This window comes from Comamonas brasiliensis (genome assembly GCF_018292285.1).
Classification (GTDB): domain Bacteria; phylum Pseudomonadota; class Gammaproteobacteria; order Burkholderiales; family Burkholderiaceae_C; genus Comamonas; species Comamonas brasiliensis.
In genome coordinates this window covers 134871-153614 of record NZ_JAANES010000004.1, presented here as the reverse complement: position 1 = coordinate 153614, position 18744 = coordinate 134871, and the positions used below count along the sequence as shown (strand labels likewise).

Genomic DNA, 18744 nt, shown 5'->3' with positions numbered 1-18744 from the left:
CCACCCATTCTTGAAGGATACGACCATGAACGCCAACGACGCCATCATCAGCGCGGCCAAGCAAGACCCCCGCTACGACGCCAGCCGAGAAATCCGCGCTCCTCGCGGTAGCGAGCTGCACTGCAAGAACTGGCTCGCCGAAGCGGCCTATCGCATGATCCAGAACAACCTGGACCCGGATGTGGCCGAGAATCCCAAGGCGCTCGTCGTCTACGGCGGCATCGGCCGCGCGGCCCGCAACTGGGAGTGCTATGACGAGATCCTGGCCCAGCTCAAGAAGCTCGAAGCCGACGAATCGCTGCTGATCCAGTCGGGCAAGCCCGTGGGCGTGTTCAAGACCCACCCCGATGCGCCGCGCGTGCTGCTGGCCAACTCCAACCTGGTGCCCAAGTGGGCCAACTGGGAGAAGTTCAACGAGCTCGATCAGAAGGGCCTGTTCATGTACGGCCAGATGACGGCCGGCAGCTGGATCTACATCGGTGCCCAGGGCATCGTGCAGGGCACGTTCGAAACCTTTGTCGAGGCCGGCCGCCAGCACTACAACAACGACCTGACCGGCAAGTGGATTCTTACCGCCGGCCTGGGCGGCATGGGTGGTGCCCAGCCGCTGGCCGGCGTGCTGGCCGGCGCCTGCGTGCTGGCTATCGAATGCAAGCAGTCCAGCATCGACTTCCGCCTGCGCACCCGCTATGTGGACAAGCAGGCCAAGGATATCGACGACGCGCTGGCCCTGATCAAGCATCACACCGAAAAGGGCGAGGCCGTCTCCATCGCGCTGCTGGGCAATGCGGCCGAAGTCCTGCCCGAGCTGGTCAGGCGCGCCAAGGCAGGAGGCATCCGTCCCGACATCGTGACCGACCAGACCTCCGCCCATGATCTGATCAACGGCTATTTGCCCGTGGGCTGGACCGTGGAGCAATGGAGCGCCGCTGCGGCCGACCCCGGCCAGCACCCCACGCTCAAGAAGGCCGCCGCCCAGGGCTGCGCCCAGCATGTTCAGGCCATGCTGGACTTCCAGGCCATGGGCATTCCCACGGTGGACTATGGCAACAACATCCGCCAGGTGGCCCTGGACGAAGGTGTGAAGAACGCCTTCGACTTCCCCGGCTTTGTGCCCGCCTACATCCGTCCGCTGTTCTGCGAAGGCAAGGGCCCGTTCCGCTGGGTGGCGCTGTCGGGCGATCCCGAGGACATCTACAAGACCGATGCCAAGATCAAGGAGCTGTTCCCAGAGAACAAGCACACCCACCGCTGGCTGGACATGGCCAAGGAACGCATCGCCTTCCAGGGCCTGCCATCGCGCATCTGCTGGCTGGGTCTGGGCGAGCGCCACAAGGCGGCCCTGGCCTTCAATGAAATGGTCAAGAACGGCGAACTCAAGGCGCCCATCGTGATCGGCCGCGACCACCTGGACTGCGGCTCGGTGGCCAGCCCCAACCGCGAGACCGAAGCCATGAAGGACGGCACCGACGCCGTCTCCGACTGGCCGCTGCTCAACGCCCTGCTCAACACGGCGGGCGGCGCCACCTGGGTCAGCCTGCACCACGGCGGTGGCGTGGGCATGGGCTACTCGCAACACGCCGGCGTTGTGATCGTGGCCGATGGTACGGACGAGGCTGCGGCCCGCCTGAACCGCGTGCTCTGGAACGATCCCGCCACCGGCGTGATGCGCCATGCCGATGCAGGCTACGAGATTGCCGTGGAAGCGTCCAAGCGTCATGGGCTCAACTTGCCGATGGTTAAGTAACGTCGTCCCCCCTGAGCGGCTGCGCCGCTTCCCCCCAGGGGGACGACGCCCTTTGCTGCGGGACGGCCCTTGCTGGGCGTCCCGCACCTGGGGCGTGCTTGTTTTTTGAGCTTCTGTCTCACTCACAACAGTCTTCGATGCAACGCTTTGACCTGAACCAGATTGCGCCCAGCCCTTGGAAGAACGGGGGCGGCAGTACGCGCGAGATTGCCTGCTGGCCGCAGGGCGCGGGCATGGACAGCTTTGGCTGGCGCGTGAGCGTGGCCACGATTGCCCAGGCCGGCCCGTTTTCGGCATTCCCGGGCATAGACCGCCAGATCATGCTGCTCGATGGCGACGGGGTGCGGCTGCACAGCGTCCAGGGCCAGATCGAGCACGCATTGACTGATCGTTGGCAGCCCTTCGCCTTTTCGGGCGATACGGCTCTCGATTGCGATCTGCAGGGCGGGCCGTCCAGCGATTTCAATGTCATGACCCGGCGTGGACAATGGTCGGCACGGCTGGAGCTGCTCGCCGGGCAGGCCGAGGCGGGGCTGAGCGCTGCGGGTCTGTGCATGGTGCTGCAGGGCAGCTGGAAAGCTGCCGACGGCCGGGTACTGGAGACCGGTCAGGGCCTGTGGTGGAGCAGTACAGGGGCCGAGCCGCTGGTGGCGCAGGGCGAGGATGCCAGGCTGATCCTGGTCAGCCTGACAGCGCACACCTGAAACAGGAGCAGCTTGCGCCTTTGTAACGGACGTTTCAATGAAGATTGATCTGAAAAGTTAAAAGGGGCAGGCGCTGGTAGCTATGAAATCAGGAATTTCATGGCCTGGATTGTCGTCATCGAACACGAGGAGCATCGCCATGGCGCAAGCTAATCCCCATCCCGCAGTCTCCGCCGACGGCTGCTGGCATAACCTGCGTCTGGCGCCGGAGCTGTATGTCTCCGAGGTGGCGGATATTCCCGAAGGCACGCTGGCCTGCATCGTGGTGCAGCAGGGCCGAATGGTCTGGGTGGGACCGCAGGATGCCATGCCTGCCGAATACCAGGCACTGCCCAGGCACGATGGCGCAGGGCGCCTAGCCACGCCGGGCCTGATCGACTGCCACACCCATCTGGTCTATGGCGGCGAACGCGCGGGCGAGTTCGCCATGCGCCTGGCCGGGGCCAGCTACGAGGAAGTGGCCCGGGCCGGCGGCGGCATCGTCTCCAGCGTCAGGGCCACGCGCGAGGCTTCGGAGGACGAACTGGTGGCGCTGGCGCTGCCGCGTCTGGAGCAGTTGCTGGCCGAAGGCGTGACGGCCATAGAGATCAAGTCGGGCTACGGACTGGCCCTGGAGCACGAGCGCAAGCAGCTGCGTGCCGCAAGGCGCCTGGGCGAGCTGTGTGCCGTGACCGTGCGCACCACCTTTCTGGGGGCTCATGCGCTGCCGCCAGAGTATGCGGGCCGCAGCCAGGAATACACGGATCTGGTCTGTCAGGTCATGCTGCCGGCGCTGGCCGCCGAAGGCCTGGTCGATGCCGTCGATGTGTTCTGCGAACGCATCGCCTTCTCGCTGGCCGAGACCGAGCAGGTCTTCGAGGCGGCCAAGGCATTGGGCCTGCCCGTCAAGCTCCATGCCGAGCAGCTGTCGAATATGGAGGGTGCTGCCCTCGCGGCCCGCTATGGCGCGCTGTCCTGCGACCATATCGAGCACCTGTCCGAGCACGGCATCACCGAGATGAAGAAGGCCGGTACCGTGGCCGTGCTGCTGCCAGGGGCCTTCTACACGCTGCGCGACACCAAAGTGCCTCCGATTGAGGAATTAAGGGCTGCCAAGGTCCCGATGGCCGTTTCTACGGATCACAATCCGGGTACCTCCCCGTGCTTGAGCTTGCTGCTCATGGCCAATATGGCCTGCACGCTGTTCCGTCTGACGGTTCCCGAGGCTTTGGCCGGCATCACCAGGCACGCTGCGCATGCTCTGGGCCTGCAGGACGAGCAAGGCCTGATTGCCGTGGGCCGTCCCGCCAATTTCGTGCTCTGGCCCGTGCAGCGGGCTGCAGAGCTGGCCTATTGGTTCGGCAGCAAGCCGGACTGTACGGTGGTGCGTCAGGGCCGGATTGCGCAGCAAGCCAAAGCCTGAAGCGGGGAGCGCGAAAGGTTGCTGATGTCTCACGAACAATTTCTCAATGAACTGATTTCCACCCTGGGCGCCGATGTGGCGCTGCGCGGCACGGACACGCCGGAGCGTAGCCGCACCGACTGGAGCGGCACGCCGCCCCAGCAGCCGCTGGCGCTGGTGCGCCCACGCACCACGGAGGAAGTCAGCGCCATCATGCGTCTGTGCAGCGCCCACAGGATTGCGGTGGTTCCGCAGGGTGGGCTGACCGGGCTGGCCGGTGCCGCAGTTCCTACGGAGGGCGCTGTCGCGCTGTCGCTGGATCGCATGAACCGCATCGAGGGCATCGATGCCCAGACCGGGTTGATGCAGGTGCAGGCCGGCGTCACCCTGCAGGCCGTGCAGGAGGCTGCCGTCGATGTCGGCATGGTGTTCGGCGTGGATCTCGGCGCTCGCGGCAGCTGCCAGATCGGCGGCAATGTCTCCACCAACGCGGGCGGCAACGGCGTGCTGCAGCACGGCATGATGCGCGAGCAGGTGCTGGGCCTGGAGGTGGTGCTGGCCGACGGCACGGTGCTGCCCATGCTGCGCCCCATGATCAAGAACAACACGGGTTACGACCTCAAGCAGTTCTTCATCGGTGCCGAAGGCACGCTGGGCATCATCACGCGCGTGCTGCTGCGCCTGCGTCCTGCGCCGCAGGCCACGGCTACGACGCTGGTGGCCATGCCCGATTTCGACTCGGCGCTGGCCGTGCTCAAGCGCATGCAATCGCACTTCGGCAACAGCGTCGCGGCCTATGAGCTGATGTGGGACAGCTTTGTGCAGGCCTCCATGGCCTGGCTCAAGCTCGCTGCGCCTTTTGAGCAGCGCTACCCCTTGCTGGCCCTGATCAATGTGGACGGCAAGGACGAGGCGCAGCTGCAAGGCGATGTGCAGCAGGTGCTAGAGGAAGCCATGGAAGCCGGAGAGGTGCTCGATGCCATCGTGGCCCAGTCGGGCGCCCAGGTGCAGCAGCTTTGGAAGCTGCGCGAGGCACCGGCCGAGCTCAACAACAATATGCATCCCGCAATCAACTTCGATGTGAGCCTGCCCCAGGCCGACATCGGTCGCTTTGCCGAAGCCTGCATGCAGGCCTTTGCCACTCGCTGGCCTGGTCACCAGGCGCTGTACTTCGGTCATGTGGGCGACGGCAATCTCCATGTCTCGGTGGATGGCAAGACCGTCAACGGCGAATGCGAGCAGGTGGAGGAGCTTCTCTACCGCATCGTGGGCGAGATGCAGGGCAGTGTCTCCGCGGAGCACGGCATCGGCCTGCACAAAAAGCCTTATCTGAGCAACAGCCGCACGCCCGCAGAGCTGGCGGCGATGCGTGCTATCAAGCTGGCCCTCGATCCCATGGGCCTGATGAATCCCGGAAAGGTGTTTGATCTATGACGAATTCCCTGGTGGCTTCGCTGGCTCGTGCCCAGGTGCGCCCGCTGCCCGCGTACAACGCCGGCCTGTCCAATGAAGCGGTACGGGCGCGCTATGGCGTGACCGATATCGCGCGACTGGCCAGCAATGAAAATCCCTTCGGTGCCAGCGCCTCGGTGCGCCGGGCGATTGCCGAGGTGGCCAACGATGTGGGTAACTATCCCGATGCCAATTGCACGGCCTTGCGCGAAGCCATTGCCGAGCGCACCGGGCTGCCCGCCGGGCGTCTGGTGTTCGGCGACGGCTCGGAAGACCTGATCAAGATTCTCTGCGAGGTCTTTCTCGCTCCCGGCGATCTGGTGGTGACCCAGCGTCCCGTGTTCGGCCTGCACGAAATCTATCCAAAGATGATGGGCGCGGAGGTCGAGCTCCTCGAACTGAACGAGGAGCTGGGCTTCGATCTGGGCGCCTGGTGCGCTGCCGTGGCCAAGGCCCCCAAGATCGCCTTCCTGCCCAACCCGTCCAACCCCGTGGGCTGCATGATGGATGCGGCGCAGTTTGCACAGGTGCTGGAGGCCACGCCCGCCAACACCGTGCTGGTGGTGGATGAGGCCTATTACGAATACGCGCTGCATGACGACGACTACCCCGATGTGCTGGCCATGCTGGATGCGCGGGTCGGACCCTGGATCGTGCTGCGCACCTTCTCCAAGGCCTGGGGCCTGGCCGGCCTGCGCGTGGGCTACGGCATGGCCGACAGCGCCGAGCTGGTGAACCTGATGGACAAGGTGCGCTCGCCCTTTAACGTGAACATGGCAGCCCAGCGCGCGGCGCTGGCTGCCTGGAACGATCCTGCGCACATGCGCAGCGGCGTGGCGACCACGGTGGCGCTGCGCGAGGATCTGCGCAGACAGCTGCTGGCGCTGGCAGAGCCGGGCCAGCCGCTGCAAGGCCTGCGCATTGCGCCTTCGGTAACCAACTTTCTGTTTCTCGACCTGGGTCGTCCCAATGCTCCGGTGACGGAGGCGCTGCTCAGACAGGGCGTGATTGTCAAGCCCTGGAAGGAGCCCGGTTTCGAGAATTTTCTGCGCGTATCCATAGGTACCGAGAAGGACAACGCGCGTTTTGTTCTGGCGTTGCTCGCTGCGATGGAGCAGACTGAGCGCGTGACTGCATGAGCTGCGCGGTTTGATCTTTTTCGCCTCACAGAGACCATCACCATGACTGCATCCTCATCCATTTCGCGTACCTTGTTTGCCGCAGACGCCTTGCTGCCCACGGGTTGGGCGCGCAATGTTCTGCTGAGCTGGAACGAGAGCGGCCAGCTGACCGAAGTGCTGACCGATGTGGACCCGCAAAGCGGCGAGGCCGGGGAGGCGGAGGACGCCGCCAAGGCGGCCGGCCCACTGATCCCGGGCATGCCCAATCTGCACTCGCACGCCTTCCAGCGCGCGTTCGGCGGGTTGACCGAATTCCGCGGTCAGGCGCAGGACAGCTTCTGGAGCTGGCGCAAGCTGATGTACGGCTTTGCCAATCGCATGACGCCCGAGGCGCTGGAGGCGATTGCGACCTGGCTGTACCTGGAGATGCTGGAGGCGGGCTACACCTCGGTGTGCGAGTTCCACTATGTGCACCATGATGCCGGTGGCAAGCCCTATGCCAACGATGCCAGCCTGTCCCTGGCGCTGCTGCGTGCGGCGCAGAAGACCGGCATCGGCATGACCTTGCTGCCCGTGCTCTATCAGACCAGCGGTTTCGGGGGCCTGCCGCCTCGCGAGGATCAGGCCCGCTTCATTCGCAGCACGGACAGCATGCTCTCCCTGCTGCAGCAACTGGAGCCCGTGACCAGGGCGCAGCAGGCAGCTCTGGGCCTGGCTCCGCACTCGCTGCGCGCCGTGCCGCCGGACAGCCTCAAGACCGTGCTCGCAGGCCTGCACGCCATGCTGCCCAAGGCTCCGGTGCACATCCATATCGCAGAGCAGACCCAGGAGGTGGATGACTGCCTGGCCTGGAGCGGTCAGCGCCCCGTGCAATGGCTGCTCGACCATGCACCCGTCGATGCGCGCTGGTGCCTGATCCATGCCACGCACATGACGCCCGAGGAATATGCAGGCGCGGCACGCAGCGCGGCCGTGGCTGGCATCTGTCCCACCACCGAAGCCAATCTCGGCGACGGCATCTTCGACATGCCGCTGTGGCTCAGGCATGGCGGCCGCTGGGGCATTGGCTCGGACAGCCATGCTTCGGTGAATGCCGCCGAAGAGCTGCTGATGCTCGAATACAGCCAGCGCCTGAGCCTGCGCCAGCGCAATGTGCTTGGCGGCGGGGCCCAGCCCCAGGTGGCGACCTCCATGACCTTGCAGGCGGTTGCCGGCGGTGCCCAGGCCTCGGGCCGTGCCATTGCCGGTCTGGCCGTGGGCCAGCAGGCCGACTTCGTGGTGCTCGATGCCCGCCATGTGGCCCTCAACGGGCTGCCTGCCGACAGCGGTCATGCGGCCCATGTGTTTGCCAGCCATCGCACTTCGGCCATTGCCGATGTCTGGGTTCGCGGCCAGCAGCGCGTGCAGGCAGGCCGCCATGCGCTGCACGAAGTCGCTCAGCAAGGCTTTGTGCAGACCCGCAAGGCATTGCTGCAGAACGCCTGAGGGCGGCTGCATTCAGATTTTTGACAGAAGAGAGACGCTCCATGAGCCAAGCCATCGCACCCTTTGTCTTTCACCAGGGTACGGCACCGCTGCTGATTTCCATGCCGCATACCGGCACCCATGTGCCGGCCGACATTGCGGCCAAGCTCACGCCCGAAGGGCGCGAAGTCCATGACACCGACTGGCACATGCCGCAGCTCTACGACTTCGCCAAGGCACTGGGCGCATCCATTCTGGCCGCCACGCACTCGCGCTATGTCATCGATCTGAATCGTCCGCCCGATGGTGCCAGCCTCTATCCGGGCCAGAGCGTGACGGGGCTGTGCCCGGTCGACGGCTTCGACAGCGAGCCTCTCTATGCCAGCAAGGACCTGGAGCCCGACGAGGCCGAAGTCGCGCGCCGCCGCGAACTCTACTGGCAGCCCTATCATGCGCAGCTGCGCGCCGAGCTCGATCGCATCAAGAGCCAGCATGGCGTGGCCATGCTGTGGGATGCGCACAGCATTCGCTCGGTGCTGCCGCGCTTTTTCGAGGGCAAGCTGCCCGACCTGAACCTGGGCACCGCCGATGGCAAGAGCTGCGCGCCGGCACTGGCCCAGCAGCTGCTGGACATTGCACGGCAGGCACCGGACCACACCAGCGTGCTCAATGGCCGCTTCAAGGGCGGCTTCATCACGCGCAACTATGGTCAGCCGGAGCAGGGCTTCCACGCCGTGCAGCTGGAGATGACGCAGTCCAGCTATATGCAGGAGCAGATGCCGTTCGACTACCTGCCCGAGGTCGCGGCGCGCATCCAGCCCACCATGCAGCGTCTGCTGCAGGCCGTGCTGGCCTTCGCCCAAGCCAGCGGCCGCTGAGCCGAGGCTAGTGGCCCTCGGCCTGCAGCTCGTCGCCTAGCCAGCGGCGCGGCCCCGGGCCGCCGCGCTGGCATTGGTCGCCGGGGTTGTACATGCTGCAGACCTTGAGCGACAGACAGCCGCAGCCTATGCACTGGTTGAGGCTGTCGCGCAGGCGCTGCAGCTCGTCGATGCGCTCGTCCAGCCGCTGCTGCCAGATGCGCGACATCTTCTGCCAGTCGCCGCCCGTGGGCACATGCCGCGTCGGCAGCCGCGCCAGCTGCGCGGCGATCTCCTCCAGCGTGAATCCCACGCGCTGCGCAAACACGATGTAGGCGATGCGCCGCAGGCCCGAACGGTGGTAGCGCCGCCTTCCGCTGCTGCTTCGCACCGATTCGATCAGACCCAGCGACTCGTAGTAGCGCAATGCCGATGCGTTGACGCCGCTGCGCTGCGCGAAGTCGCTGATGCTCATCAGCGGATCATCCTCAATTTTCATGATGTCTTTCTCCGGAGCTTGACTTCAAGTTCACTTGAACTTGAAGAATGCCGCCATTGTGATCGATAGCCGGTGGAGCCGCAATCAACGGCCCATGCGCTGGTCGGAGTTCTTCTGATATTCATAGCTGCATCCGCTTTATGAAAAACGATTTCAGGTGGTTTTATGCCTGAAGTTGTTTATTGAAAGGCGATAGCAGCTATCTTTCTTGAATCTCTTCCAGCCACCTGCCAATGCTTGTCACAAGCATGGCCGCTCCTGCGTCTTATCGGCAGAGGCGGTCGTTCCGTCAGGCCTGCTGCCGCCAGCAGGGCGGGCGCATTCATTCAGGGAGAGTCCATATGTCAGTTCATTCCACGCCGCCGCTGCGGCCCTTGCTGCTGGCCGGCGGCCTCGCGGCGCTGGCCCTGCTTTCCGGCTGCGGCCGTTCCGGCGCGGGTGATGCCCATGCCAGCAACGGCCCGCCGCCCGCGCCCGAGGTGCAGGTGGCCGAGGTCGCCTTGCAGGCCATCCGCCCCTGGGACGAGTTCAACGGCCGCATCGAGGCCGTGGAGTCGGTGCAGCTGCGCTCACGCGTGTCCGGCTATATCGAGCGCATCGCCTTCGCCGAGGGCCAGGAGGTGAAGAAGGGCCAGCTGCTGTTCGTGATCGACCAGCGGCCCTACCGCGCGGCCCTGGCCAGCGCCCAGGCCCAGCTCGAACGCGCGCGTGCCGCTGCCGGGCTGGCGCAGACGCAGGACCAGCGTGCGCGCCAGCTGGTGGCCGAGAATGCGGTCTCGCGCGAGGAGGCCGACACGCGGGCCGCAACGCTGGCCCAGGCCACGGCCCAGGTGCGTGCGGCAGAGGCCGAGCTGGCCACCGCACGGCTGCAGCTCGACTTCACCGAGGTGCGTGCGCCCATCACGGGCCGTGCCAGCCGCGCCCTGCTGACCGTGGGCAATATGGCCCAGGCCGACCAGAGCGTGCTGACCACCCTGGTCTCGCAGGACCCGGTGTATGCGTATTTCGATGCCGACGAGCACAGCTTTCTGCGCTACCAGAAGGCCGGCCTGAGCGGCCGGGGCCGCGCGGTGCGCGTCGCCCTGGTCGGCGACAGCGGCTTTGCCCATGCGGGCACGCTGGACTTCAGCGACAACCAGCTCCAGCCGGGCACGGGCACCATGCGCCTGCGCGCGCGCCTGGCCAACCCAGACCGGATGCTGACGCCAGGCCTGTTCGCACGCGTGCAGATGCAAAGCGGCCCGGAGCGGCAGGAGGCCGAGACCCAGGCGCTGCTGATCGACGACAAGGCCGTGCTCACCGACCAGGACCGCAAGTACGTCTATGTGGTGGGCGAAGGCAATCTGGCCGAGCGCCGCGACCTTACGCTGGGTCGCATGGTCGATGGCCGGCGCCTGGTGGAAAAAGGCCTGGCGGCGGGTGACCGGCTGGTGGTGGGCGGCGTGCAGCGCATCTACTACCCCGGCATGCCCGTCAATCCCAGGCCGGTGGTATCAGCGGCCGCGCAGCCCGTGCCCGCCGCTGCGCAGTAAGGGGGAGTGCCATGGACTTCTCCAAATTCTTCATAGACCGGCCCATCTTCGCGGTCGTGCTCTCCATCATCATGTTCGCCGTCGGCCTGGTGGCCATTCCGCAGCTGCCGGTGGGCGAATATCCCGAGGTCGTGCCGCCCAGCGTGGTGGTGCGTGCCACCTATCCGGGGGCCAATCCCAAGGAGGTCGCCGAGTCGGTGGCCGTGCCGCTGGAGGAAGCCATCAACGGGGTCGAAGGCTTGATGTACATGAAGTCGGTCGCGGCTTCGGACGGCAGCCTGCAGGTGGTTGCCACCTTCCGCCCCGAGATCGACCCGGACACCGCAGCCGTGCGCGTGCAGAACCGTGTCAGCCAGGCCCAGAGCCGGCTGCCCGAGGAGGTGCGGCAGTTCGGCGTGACCACGCAGAAACAGGCGTCCACGCCGCTGATGTACGTGGGCCTGGTATCCCGGGACGGCGCGCATGATGCGCTGTATCTGCGCAACCATGTCACGCTCAAGATCAAGGATGTGCTGGCGCGCATTCCCGGCGTGGGCGACGTGGGCATCTACGGCGCAGGCGACTATGCGATGCGTGTCTGGCTGGACCCGCACAAGGTGGCGGCACGCCAGCTCACGGCCGGCGAGGTGATCGCCGCGATCCGCGAGCAGAACATCCAGGTCTCGGCCGGCCAGTTGGGCGCCGAGCCCAGTGCGCAAAAGTCCGACAAGCTGCTGTCCATCAATGTGCGCGGGCGGCTGAAGACGGCCGAGGAGTTCGGGGACATCGTGCTCAAGAGCGGCGAAGGCGGCCAGGTCGTGCGTCTGGCCGACGTGGCGCGCATCGAGCTGGGCGCCAGCGACTACACGCTGCGCTCGTGGAGCGACACCAAGAACATGGCTGCCGTGGGCATCTTCCTGTCGCCGGGCGCGAATGCGCTGGGCGTGGCCGAGCAGGTCTACGCGGCCATGGACCGGCTCTCCAAGGACCTGCCCGAAGGCGTGGCCTTCGAATCCGTCTGGGACCCCACGGTCTTTGTGCGCGACTCGATCAAGGCCGTGCAGAGCACGCTGATCGAAGCCGTGATCCTGGTGGTGCTGGTGGTCATCGTCTTTCTGCAGACCTGGCGCGCCTCTATCATTCCGCTGCTGGCCGTGCCCGTGTCCATCATCGGCACTTTTGCGGGCCTGTACCTGCTGGGCTACTCGATCAACACGCTGACGCTGTTCGGCCTGGTGCTGGCGATCGGCATCGTGGTGGACGACGCCATCGTCGTAGTCGAGAACGTGGAGCGCTACATCGAGCAGGGTCACAGCCCGCAGGAGGCGGCCCATCTGGCCATGAAGGAGGTATCCGGGCCCATCATCGCCATCGCCCTGGTGCTGTGCGCGGTCTTCGTGCCCATGGCCTTTCTCAGCGGCGTCACGGGCCAGTTCTACCAGCAGTTCGCGGTGACCATCGCCATTTCCACGGTGATCTCGGCCATCAACTCGCTGACCCTGTCGCCGGCACTGGCGGCCAAGCTGCTGCAGCCGCACGGCGCACCGCGCGACGCGCTGGCACGCGTCATCGACAAGGGCCTGGGCTGGTTCTTCCGGCCTTTCAACCGCTTCTTCGATCGCAGCGCCCACGGCTACCAGAATTCGGTGGGGCGCTCGTTGCGTCGACGCGGCCTGGTGTTCGCGGTCTATGCGGCACTGCTGGCCGGCACCGCCGTGCTGTTCCACGCCGTGCCCGGGGGCTTCATCCCCATGCAGGACAAGCTCTACCTGTTTGCCGGTGCCAAGCTGCCCGAGGGCGCGTCGCTGAACCGTACCGATGCGCTCACGCGCCAGATGGTGGAGACGGCCAAGAGCGTGGATGGCGTGGACATGGTCGCCGCCTTCGCGGGCTTCAATGCGCTGCAGTCCACGACCACGCCCAATCTGACCAGCTCCTACATCATGCTGAAGCCCTTCGGCGAGCGCACACGCAGCGCCGAGGCCATCAATGCCGAGCTGGGCGCCAAGTTCGCGCAGATCGAGGGCGGTTTCGCCTATGCGCTGATGCCGCCGCCCATCCAGGGCCTGGGCAACGGATCGGGTTATTCGCTGTTCCTGCAGGATCGCGCAGGCCTGGGCTATGCAGCGCTGCAGCAGGCGCTTGAGGCCTTTCAGGCCGAGATTGCCAAGACACCGGGCATGACCTACCCGGTCAGCAGCTACCAGTCCAACATCCCGCAGCTGGAAGTGAAGGTGGACCGCATCAAGGCCAAGGCCCAGGGTGTGGCGCTGACCGACCTGTTCCAGACCCTGCAGGCCTATCTGGGCTCGGTCTACGTCAACGACTTCAACGCCTTCGGCCGCGTCTGGCGCGTGATGCTGCAGGCCGATGCCGACTACCGCCAGGCCGTGGAGGACATTGCCCAGCTGCGCACGCGAAACGCGCGCGGCGAGATGGTGCCCATAGGCTCCATGGTCACCGTGGTGCCCAGCTACGGACCCGATCCGGTGCTGCGCTACAACGGCTTTCCGGCCGCCGACCTGATCGGCGACTCCGATCCGCGCCTGCTGTCCTCGGCCGAGGTGCTGACCAAGCTGCAGGAGATCGCGCAGCGCACGCTGCCGCGCGGCATCGAGCTGGCCTGGACGGATCTGAGCTACCAGCAGGTCGAGCAGAGCCATGCCGCAGCCGTGGTCTTCGTGATCGCCGTGATGCTGGTGTTTCTGGTGCTGGCTGCGCTCTACGAGAGCTGGACCCTGCCGCTGGCCGTGATCCTGATCGTGCCTGTGTGCATCTGCGCGGCGCTGTTTGGCGTATGGCTGGCCGGGGGGGACAACAATGTCTTCGTGCAGGTCGGCCTGGTGGTGCTCATGGGCCTGGCCTGCAAGAACGCGATTCTGATCGTGGAGTTCGCACGCGAGCTGGAGATGCGCGGTTCGGCAACAGTCGATGCCGCGCTGCAGGCCTGCCGTCTGCGGCTGCGACCCATCGTCATGACCTCCATCGCCTTCATCGCGGGCGCCGTGCCCTTGCTGATTGGCAGCGGTGCGGGCAGCGAGGTGCGGGCGGCCACGGGCGTGACGGTGTTCTCGGGAATGCTGGGCGTGACCCTGTTCGGCCTCTTCCTCACGCCGGTGTTCTACGTCACGCTGCGCCGTCTGTCGGGCCGTTCGCTGGCGGCTCGCGCGCCCGTCCAGCCGGCCTCTGCTGTTTCACCCGGATCCCTGGAGGGCAGCCATGTCTGAGATCTGCAAACCTCTGCGCCGGCATGCGCTGGCATGTGCCTTGGCGGGCCTTTCGGCCCTGCTGGCAGGCTGTGCGGTCGGCCCCGATTTCCGCGCGCCCGAGTTGCCCGCAGCCGGCGCGCAGTTCGCGCGGACCGAGCCGTCTGCATTCCCGCAGCTGGCATCCCCCGAGACCGGCTCCGATGCCGCGTTCTGGCGCCAGTTCCAGGATGAGCAACTGACGCAGCTGGTAGAGCAGGCCCTGCGGGCCAACCAGGAGCTGCGCGGTGCACTGGCGCGACTCGATGCGGCCCAGGCCCTGCTGGGAGAAAGCCGCCTTGATCAGTTCCCCACGCTCACCCTGTCGGGTCAGGCGCTGCAGCAACGACGCAGCGAAAGCCAGGCACCAAGCGGGCCGCGCAGCCAGCGCAGCTACAGCGCCGGCATCAACGCGAGCTGGGAGCTGGACCTCTTCGGTCGTGTGCGTCGCAACATCGAGGCCGGCAGCGCCGACCTGCGCGCCAGTGCCGCCGATCTGGCTGCGCTGCAGGTCGCCATTGCGGCCCAGGTCGCGGCCGGCTACGCCGATCTGCGCGGCTGGCAGCAGCGCCTGCATCTGGCCGAGGCCAATGCCGCCAATCAGCAGGACACGCTGCGCCTGGTGCAGCTGCGGCTGGCGCATGGCAGCGGCACCGACTTCGACCTGGCGCGTGCCCAGGCGCAGCTGGAGAGCACGCACTCGCGCATTCCGGCGCTGCAGGCCCGGATCGCCGTGGCCCAGCACCGGCTGGCCGTGCTCACCGGCCAGGTGCCCGAGGCTCTGATCGCGGCGCTGGACGCGCCGGCGGCGTTGCCGCAGTTGCCGCAGAGCATCGTTCCCGGCACGCCCGCCGAGCTGTTGCGCCGTCGCCCCGATGTGGCCGCCGCCGAGGCGCGTCTGCATGCCGCCACGGCGCGGGTGGGCGTGGCCACGGCAGAGCTGTTCCCGCGCCTGTCGCTGGGCGGTCTGCTGGGCAGCTCTGCTCCCAGCACGGGAGCGCTGTTCGAGGCCGGCAGCGCCAGCCGCAGCGTGTTCCTGGGCGTGGACTGGTCTTTCCTCGACGTGGGCCGCGTGCGTGCGCGCATTGCTGCCAGCGAGGCCGGTGCCCAGGTCGCGCTGGCCCAGTACCAGCAAACCGTGCTGCTGGCGCTGGAGGACACCGAGAACGCCCTGGTGGGTCTGGCACGCACCCGCAGCGAGGACGCCCATCTGGCCCAGGCCGCCGAGCAGCGTGCACGGGCCGAGCAGCTCGCGCAGCGCCGCTACCGCCTGGGCAGCGTGGGCCTGTACGAGGTGCTGGATGCACAGCGCGACCTCTACGCGGCCCAGGACGCTGCGGCCGACAGCCGCGTGCGTGGCCTGCGTGCCGCCGTGGCGCTGTATCAGGCGCTGGCTGGCGGCTGGGAGGGGCAGCCACCGGCCAGGCCTATGATGGCGTTGCAATGACGCTTTCGCTGTTCCCTGACGACCCACTGCCCGCCGAAATCATTGATGACGGTGCCGTGCTGCTGCGCGGCTTTGCGACAGCCGAGGAGCAGCGCTGGGTGGCCGAGGTGAGGGTCTTGCAGACACAGGCAGCGTTTCGCACCATGCAGGTGCCCGGCGGCAAGTTCATGTCGGTGGCGATCACCAACGCCGGCGGCTGGGGTTGGATTTCGGATCTGCAGGGCTATCGCTACAGCGCTGCCGATCCGCAGACCGGCAAGCCCTGGCCTGCCATTCCCGCTTTTCTGGGCGAGCAGGCCGCCAGGGCCGCGGCGCTGGCCGGCTATCCGGGCTTTGCGCCCGATGCCTGCCTGATCAACTGCTATCAGCCGGGTGCGCGCATGGGCTTGCACCGTGACCAGGACGAGCATGACTTTGCGGCGCCCATAGTTTCGGTCTCGCTTGGCTTACCCTGCCGTTTCCTCTGGGGCGGACTGGCCCGCCAGAGTCCCACCCGCAGCCTTGCGCTCACCCATGGCGATGTGCTGGTCTGGGGCGGGTCTTCGCGCCTGGTGTTTCATGGCGTCGCCCCGCTCAAGCCGGGCCAGCACCCGCTGCTTGGCAATGAGCGCTGGAATCTGACGTTCCGCATGGCCAAGGCTCGCTACCCGGCAGGCCAGCCATCGGAATAGGCGCTGGCGGCGGGGCAATGCCCGGCTGCCCGGCAAAGCCTGCCAGCTTTCCTACAATGGCGGTCTATGAGCCAGTCGCACCCCACCCCCGCCTACACCCGAGCCCAGGAGCTGCCCGCAACGCTTGCCAAGCGCCTCGTCATTCTTGACGGTGCGATGGGCACCATGATTCAGCGTTTCAAGCTGGGCGAGGCGCAGTACCGCGGCGAAGGTTATGCCGGCGCCGACGCTGTGGGCGAGCGCTTCAAGGACTTCGCCTATGACGTCAAGGGCAACAACGAGCTGCTGTCGCTGACCCGTCCCGACGTGATTCGCGACATCCATGAGAAATACCTGGCTGCCGGCGCCGATCTGATCGAGACCAATACCTTTGGTGCGACCACGATTGCGCAGGAGGACTATCACATGGCCGATCTGGCCTATGAGATGAACCTCAAGAGCGCGCAATTGGCGCGTGCGGCCTGCGACAAGTACAGCACGCCCGATCACAAGCGCTATGTGGCCGGCGCCCTGGGCCCCACGCCCAAGACGGCCTCCATCAGCCCCGATGTCAACGACCCGGCTGCGCGCAACATCACCTTCGAGCAGCTGCGCCAGGCCTATCTGGAGCAGACGCTGGCGCTGATTGAAGGCGGTGCCGACGTGATCCTGGTCGAGACCATCTTCGACACCCTCAACGCCAAGGCCGCGCTGTTTGCCGTGGACGAAGCCTTCGAGCAGACCGGCGAGCGCCTGCCCATCATGATCAGCGGCACGGTCACCGATGCCTCGGGCCGGATTCTGAGCGGACAGACCGTGACGGCCTTCTGGCACAGCGTGCGCCATAGCAACCCGCTGTCCGTGGGCCTGAACTGCGCGCTGGGTGCCACGCTGATGCGTCCCTATGTACAGGAGCTGGCCAAGGCGGCTCCCGACACCTTCATCAGCTGCTACCCCAATGCCGGTCTGCCCAATCCCATGAGCGACACCGGTTTTGACGAAACGCCCGAGATCACCAGCCGTCTGGTGCACGAATTCGCGGCCGAAGGTCTGGTCAATATCGTGGGCGGCTGCTGCGGCACCACACCCGACCATATCGGTGCCATTGCCAAGGCCGTGCAGGCCACGGCCACGCGCAAGCTGTTCTACCCGGCCGAAGCCTGATTCCGCCCGGAATGGTTCGCCCCTGACCCGCGCTTCGGATCGCGGGCGTGAACCGTGCGGCCCCGGCACGACCAGGGCAGCCCTGGGCAGCCCTGGTGCTTGAGCCACAAGCACTGGCAGCTCTTTTTCCGATGCTTATCTGCAGGGGCGGGCACAATGGCCTGATTCCGGCTTTGATGCCCCGCCACCGACGACCGCATGACTGCACCACTGCAACCCGTTGCCTCCGTACTGCCCGTGTCCGTGCCCACGGGGCAGGCGGCTGCGCAGGCCGGCAATGTGGCTGCAGCCGCTGTCCCGGATCTTCCCGCAGCGCAGCAGCTGCCCGCCGCTCCGGCGACGCCCCCGGCGACCAGCATCGTGCAGTGGTCGCCGCAAACCTTGCAGAACCTCAAGCTCCAGGCCTTTGAACTTCTGATTGCGCAACTGGCCCTGCAGGTGCAGGCCCAACCCGGCGCGCCTGCGGCGAACTGGCCCAGTCAGGGCCTGCCAGCGGCCGTGCAGCAGTTTGTGCAAAACCTGCTCGCGCAGGTTCAGGTCAGCCTGCAGGGACAGGCCCAGCCCTTGCAACTGCTGGCCGGCCAGCAGGGATCGGTTGCGCTGATGCAGGCCTTGGCGAAGGCTGCGGTTTCTGGCGCGCAGCCGCCCAGCTCGGCTTTGCAGACGGCTGCAGCCCTGTCGCCCACGGCGGCCGTGGCGCTGGAGCAGGCGCAGCAGGGCATGGCTGCAACCGCTGCTGGCGGCGCTGCCGCACCGCGTCTGCCCCAGCTGCAGAACTGGCTGGTGCAGCAAGGCACGCTGGTCACGCCGCAAGGCGAGCGCAGCTTTTCCCTGACATTGCAGGTGCCTGCCGCCTGGGCGCAGGCTGTGGGTGCGGCAAGCATTCCGACAGCCCAAGGAACGGGGACGGCCCTGCGCCTGCCCATGGCGGATCCGGGTGTCTTGAGTAGCGGTCCTCTTGCCCTGGTGGTGCAGCCGCAGTCGCCGGCGGCGACCAGCACGCTGGCTACCAGCGCATTGCTGTGGCTGGAGTTGCAGCCCGTCACGGCGAGCGCTGCTCAGGCGACGCCGGCACAGATGGCTGGTCTGCCTCTGGCCATGCCCGCACCGGCGCTGGCGCAGGAGGTGCAGCAGCTGCTGCAGAACAAGTCCGATCCCTGGCTGATGATGGCAGCGGCCCAGGCTGCCAATGCCCTGCCTGTGCCGCGCCGCAACAGCGAGCACCGTTCGCATTTGTGCATGACCGAAGGCTGTCAGTACCAGGGTCTGGCACCCTGTGCCCAGCCTTTTTGCAGCGAGATGAATCGCATCTGGGCCGCTTCCGGCGTGGCGCGCAGCGGCTGAACCAAGCTGACGACGGACTGGACGCTGCGCAGGCCAGACTTTCATAATGCGTCTCGTTGCCTGCTTTTTGAGCAGGCTGCTCGGGTCGGAATTGGCAGCCCCGCTGCCAGCCATGTTCCGGCTGTCTTCAGTGCATCAGGCAGTGCCTGACTGCCTGT

The 18744-nt window shown here is 66.5% G+C and carries 14 protein-coding genes; 13 read left to right on the top strand and 1 reads right to left on the bottom strand.

Features of this window, described 5'->3' with window-relative positions:
* Window positions 1-25: 25 nt before the first annotated feature.
* The 7 genes from hutU to hutG all read left to right on the top strand — a co-directional run bounded on the left by hutU (window position 26) and on the right by hutG (window position 8747).
* Window positions 26-1747, top strand: coding sequence for a urocanate hydratase (gene hutU / locus DJFAAGMI_RS17195; RefSeq protein ID WP_211458065.1), 1722 nt, complete (start codon window positions 26-28; stop codon window positions 1745-1747).
* Window positions 1748-1884: 137 nt separating this feature from the next.
* Window positions 1885-2451, top strand: a complete 567-nt coding sequence (locus tag DJFAAGMI_RS17190) for a HutD/Ves family protein (RefSeq protein ID WP_211458064.1) — start codon at window positions 1885-1887, stop codon at window positions 2449-2451.
* Window positions 2452-2590: 139 nt separating this feature from the next.
* Window positions 2591-3853, top strand: a complete 1263-nt coding sequence (gene hutI, locus DJFAAGMI_RS17185) for an imidazolonepropionase (protein ID WP_211458063.1) — start codon at window positions 2591-2593, stop codon at window positions 3851-3853.
* Window positions 3854-3877: 24 nt separating this feature from the next.
* Window positions 3878-5266, top strand: coding sequence for an FAD-binding oxidoreductase (locus DJFAAGMI_RS17180; protein WP_211458062.1), 1389 nt, complete (start codon window positions 3878-3880; stop codon window positions 5264-5266).
* Window positions 5263-6423, top strand: coding sequence for a histidinol-phosphate transaminase (locus DJFAAGMI_RS17175; protein WP_211458061.1), 1161 nt, complete (start codon window positions 5263-5265; stop codon window positions 6421-6423). The genes DJFAAGMI_RS17180 and DJFAAGMI_RS17175 overlap by 4 nt, the downstream gene beginning before the upstream one ends.
* Window positions 6424-6465: 42 nt before the next feature.
* A complete protein-coding gene (locus DJFAAGMI_RS17170) occupies window positions 6466-7890 on the top strand; it encodes a formimidoylglutamate deiminase (RefSeq protein WP_211458060.1) in 1425 nt (474 codons plus the stop codon).
* A 41-nt stretch (window positions 7891-7931) separates the two neighbouring features.
* Window positions 7932-8747: an N-formylglutamate deformylase gene (gene hutG / locus DJFAAGMI_RS17165; RefSeq protein ID WP_211458059.1), complete on the top strand. Its 816-nt coding sequence runs from the start codon at window positions 7932-7934 to the stop codon at window positions 8745-8747.
* A 7-nt stretch (window positions 8748-8754) separates the two neighbouring features.
* Here the strand turns inward: hutG and soxR are convergent, their stop codons facing one another.
* Entirely contained in the window at window positions 8755-9225 is a 471-nt protein-coding gene (gene soxR / locus DJFAAGMI_RS17160; protein WP_043002921.1) for a redox-sensitive transcriptional activator SoxR, read from the bottom strand.
* Between the two features lie 341 nt (window positions 9226-9566).
* On the opposite strand from soxR, the gene DJFAAGMI_RS17155 reads away from it, so the two are divergent.
* From DJFAAGMI_RS17155 to DJFAAGMI_RS17130, 6 genes are all read left to right on the top strand, one after another.
* Window positions 9567-10757 carry an efflux RND transporter periplasmic adaptor subunit gene (locus DJFAAGMI_RS17155; protein ID WP_211458058.1) on the top strand — a complete coding sequence of 397 codons (1191 nt, stop codon included), beginning with the start codon at window positions 9567-9569 and terminating at the stop codon, window positions 10755-10757.
* An 11-nt stretch (window positions 10758-10768) separates the two neighbouring features.
* Entirely contained in the window at window positions 10769-13963 is a 3195-nt protein-coding gene (locus tag DJFAAGMI_RS17150) for an efflux RND transporter permease subunit (protein ID WP_211458057.1), read from the top strand.
* Window positions 13956-15428: an efflux transporter outer membrane subunit gene (locus DJFAAGMI_RS17145; protein ID WP_211458056.1), complete on the top strand. Its 1473-nt coding sequence runs from the start codon at window positions 13956-13958 to the stop codon at window positions 15426-15428. The genes DJFAAGMI_RS17150 and DJFAAGMI_RS17145 overlap by 8 nt, the downstream gene beginning before the upstream one ends.
* Window positions 15425-16099 carry a DNA oxidative demethylase AlkB gene (gene alkB, locus DJFAAGMI_RS17140; protein WP_211458055.1) on the top strand — a complete coding sequence of 225 codons (675 nt, stop codon included), beginning with the start codon at window positions 15425-15427 and terminating at the stop codon, window positions 16097-16099. Before DJFAAGMI_RS17145 ends, alkB begins: the two co-directional genes overlap by 4 nt.
* 66 nt (window positions 16100-16165) lie before the next feature.
* Window positions 16166-17242 carry a homocysteine S-methyltransferase family protein gene (locus DJFAAGMI_RS17135; RefSeq protein WP_043007031.1) on the top strand — a complete coding sequence of 359 codons (1077 nt, stop codon included), beginning with the start codon at window positions 16166-16168 and terminating at the stop codon, window positions 17240-17242.
* Window positions 17243-17440: 198 nt separating this feature from the next.
* Complete coding sequence (locus tag DJFAAGMI_RS17130) at window positions 17441-18586, top strand: Fe-S oxidoreductase (RefSeq protein ID WP_211458054.1); 1146 nt, start codon at window positions 17441-17443, stop codon at window positions 18584-18586.
* The last annotated feature ends 158 nt before the right edge of the window (window positions 18587-18744 follow it).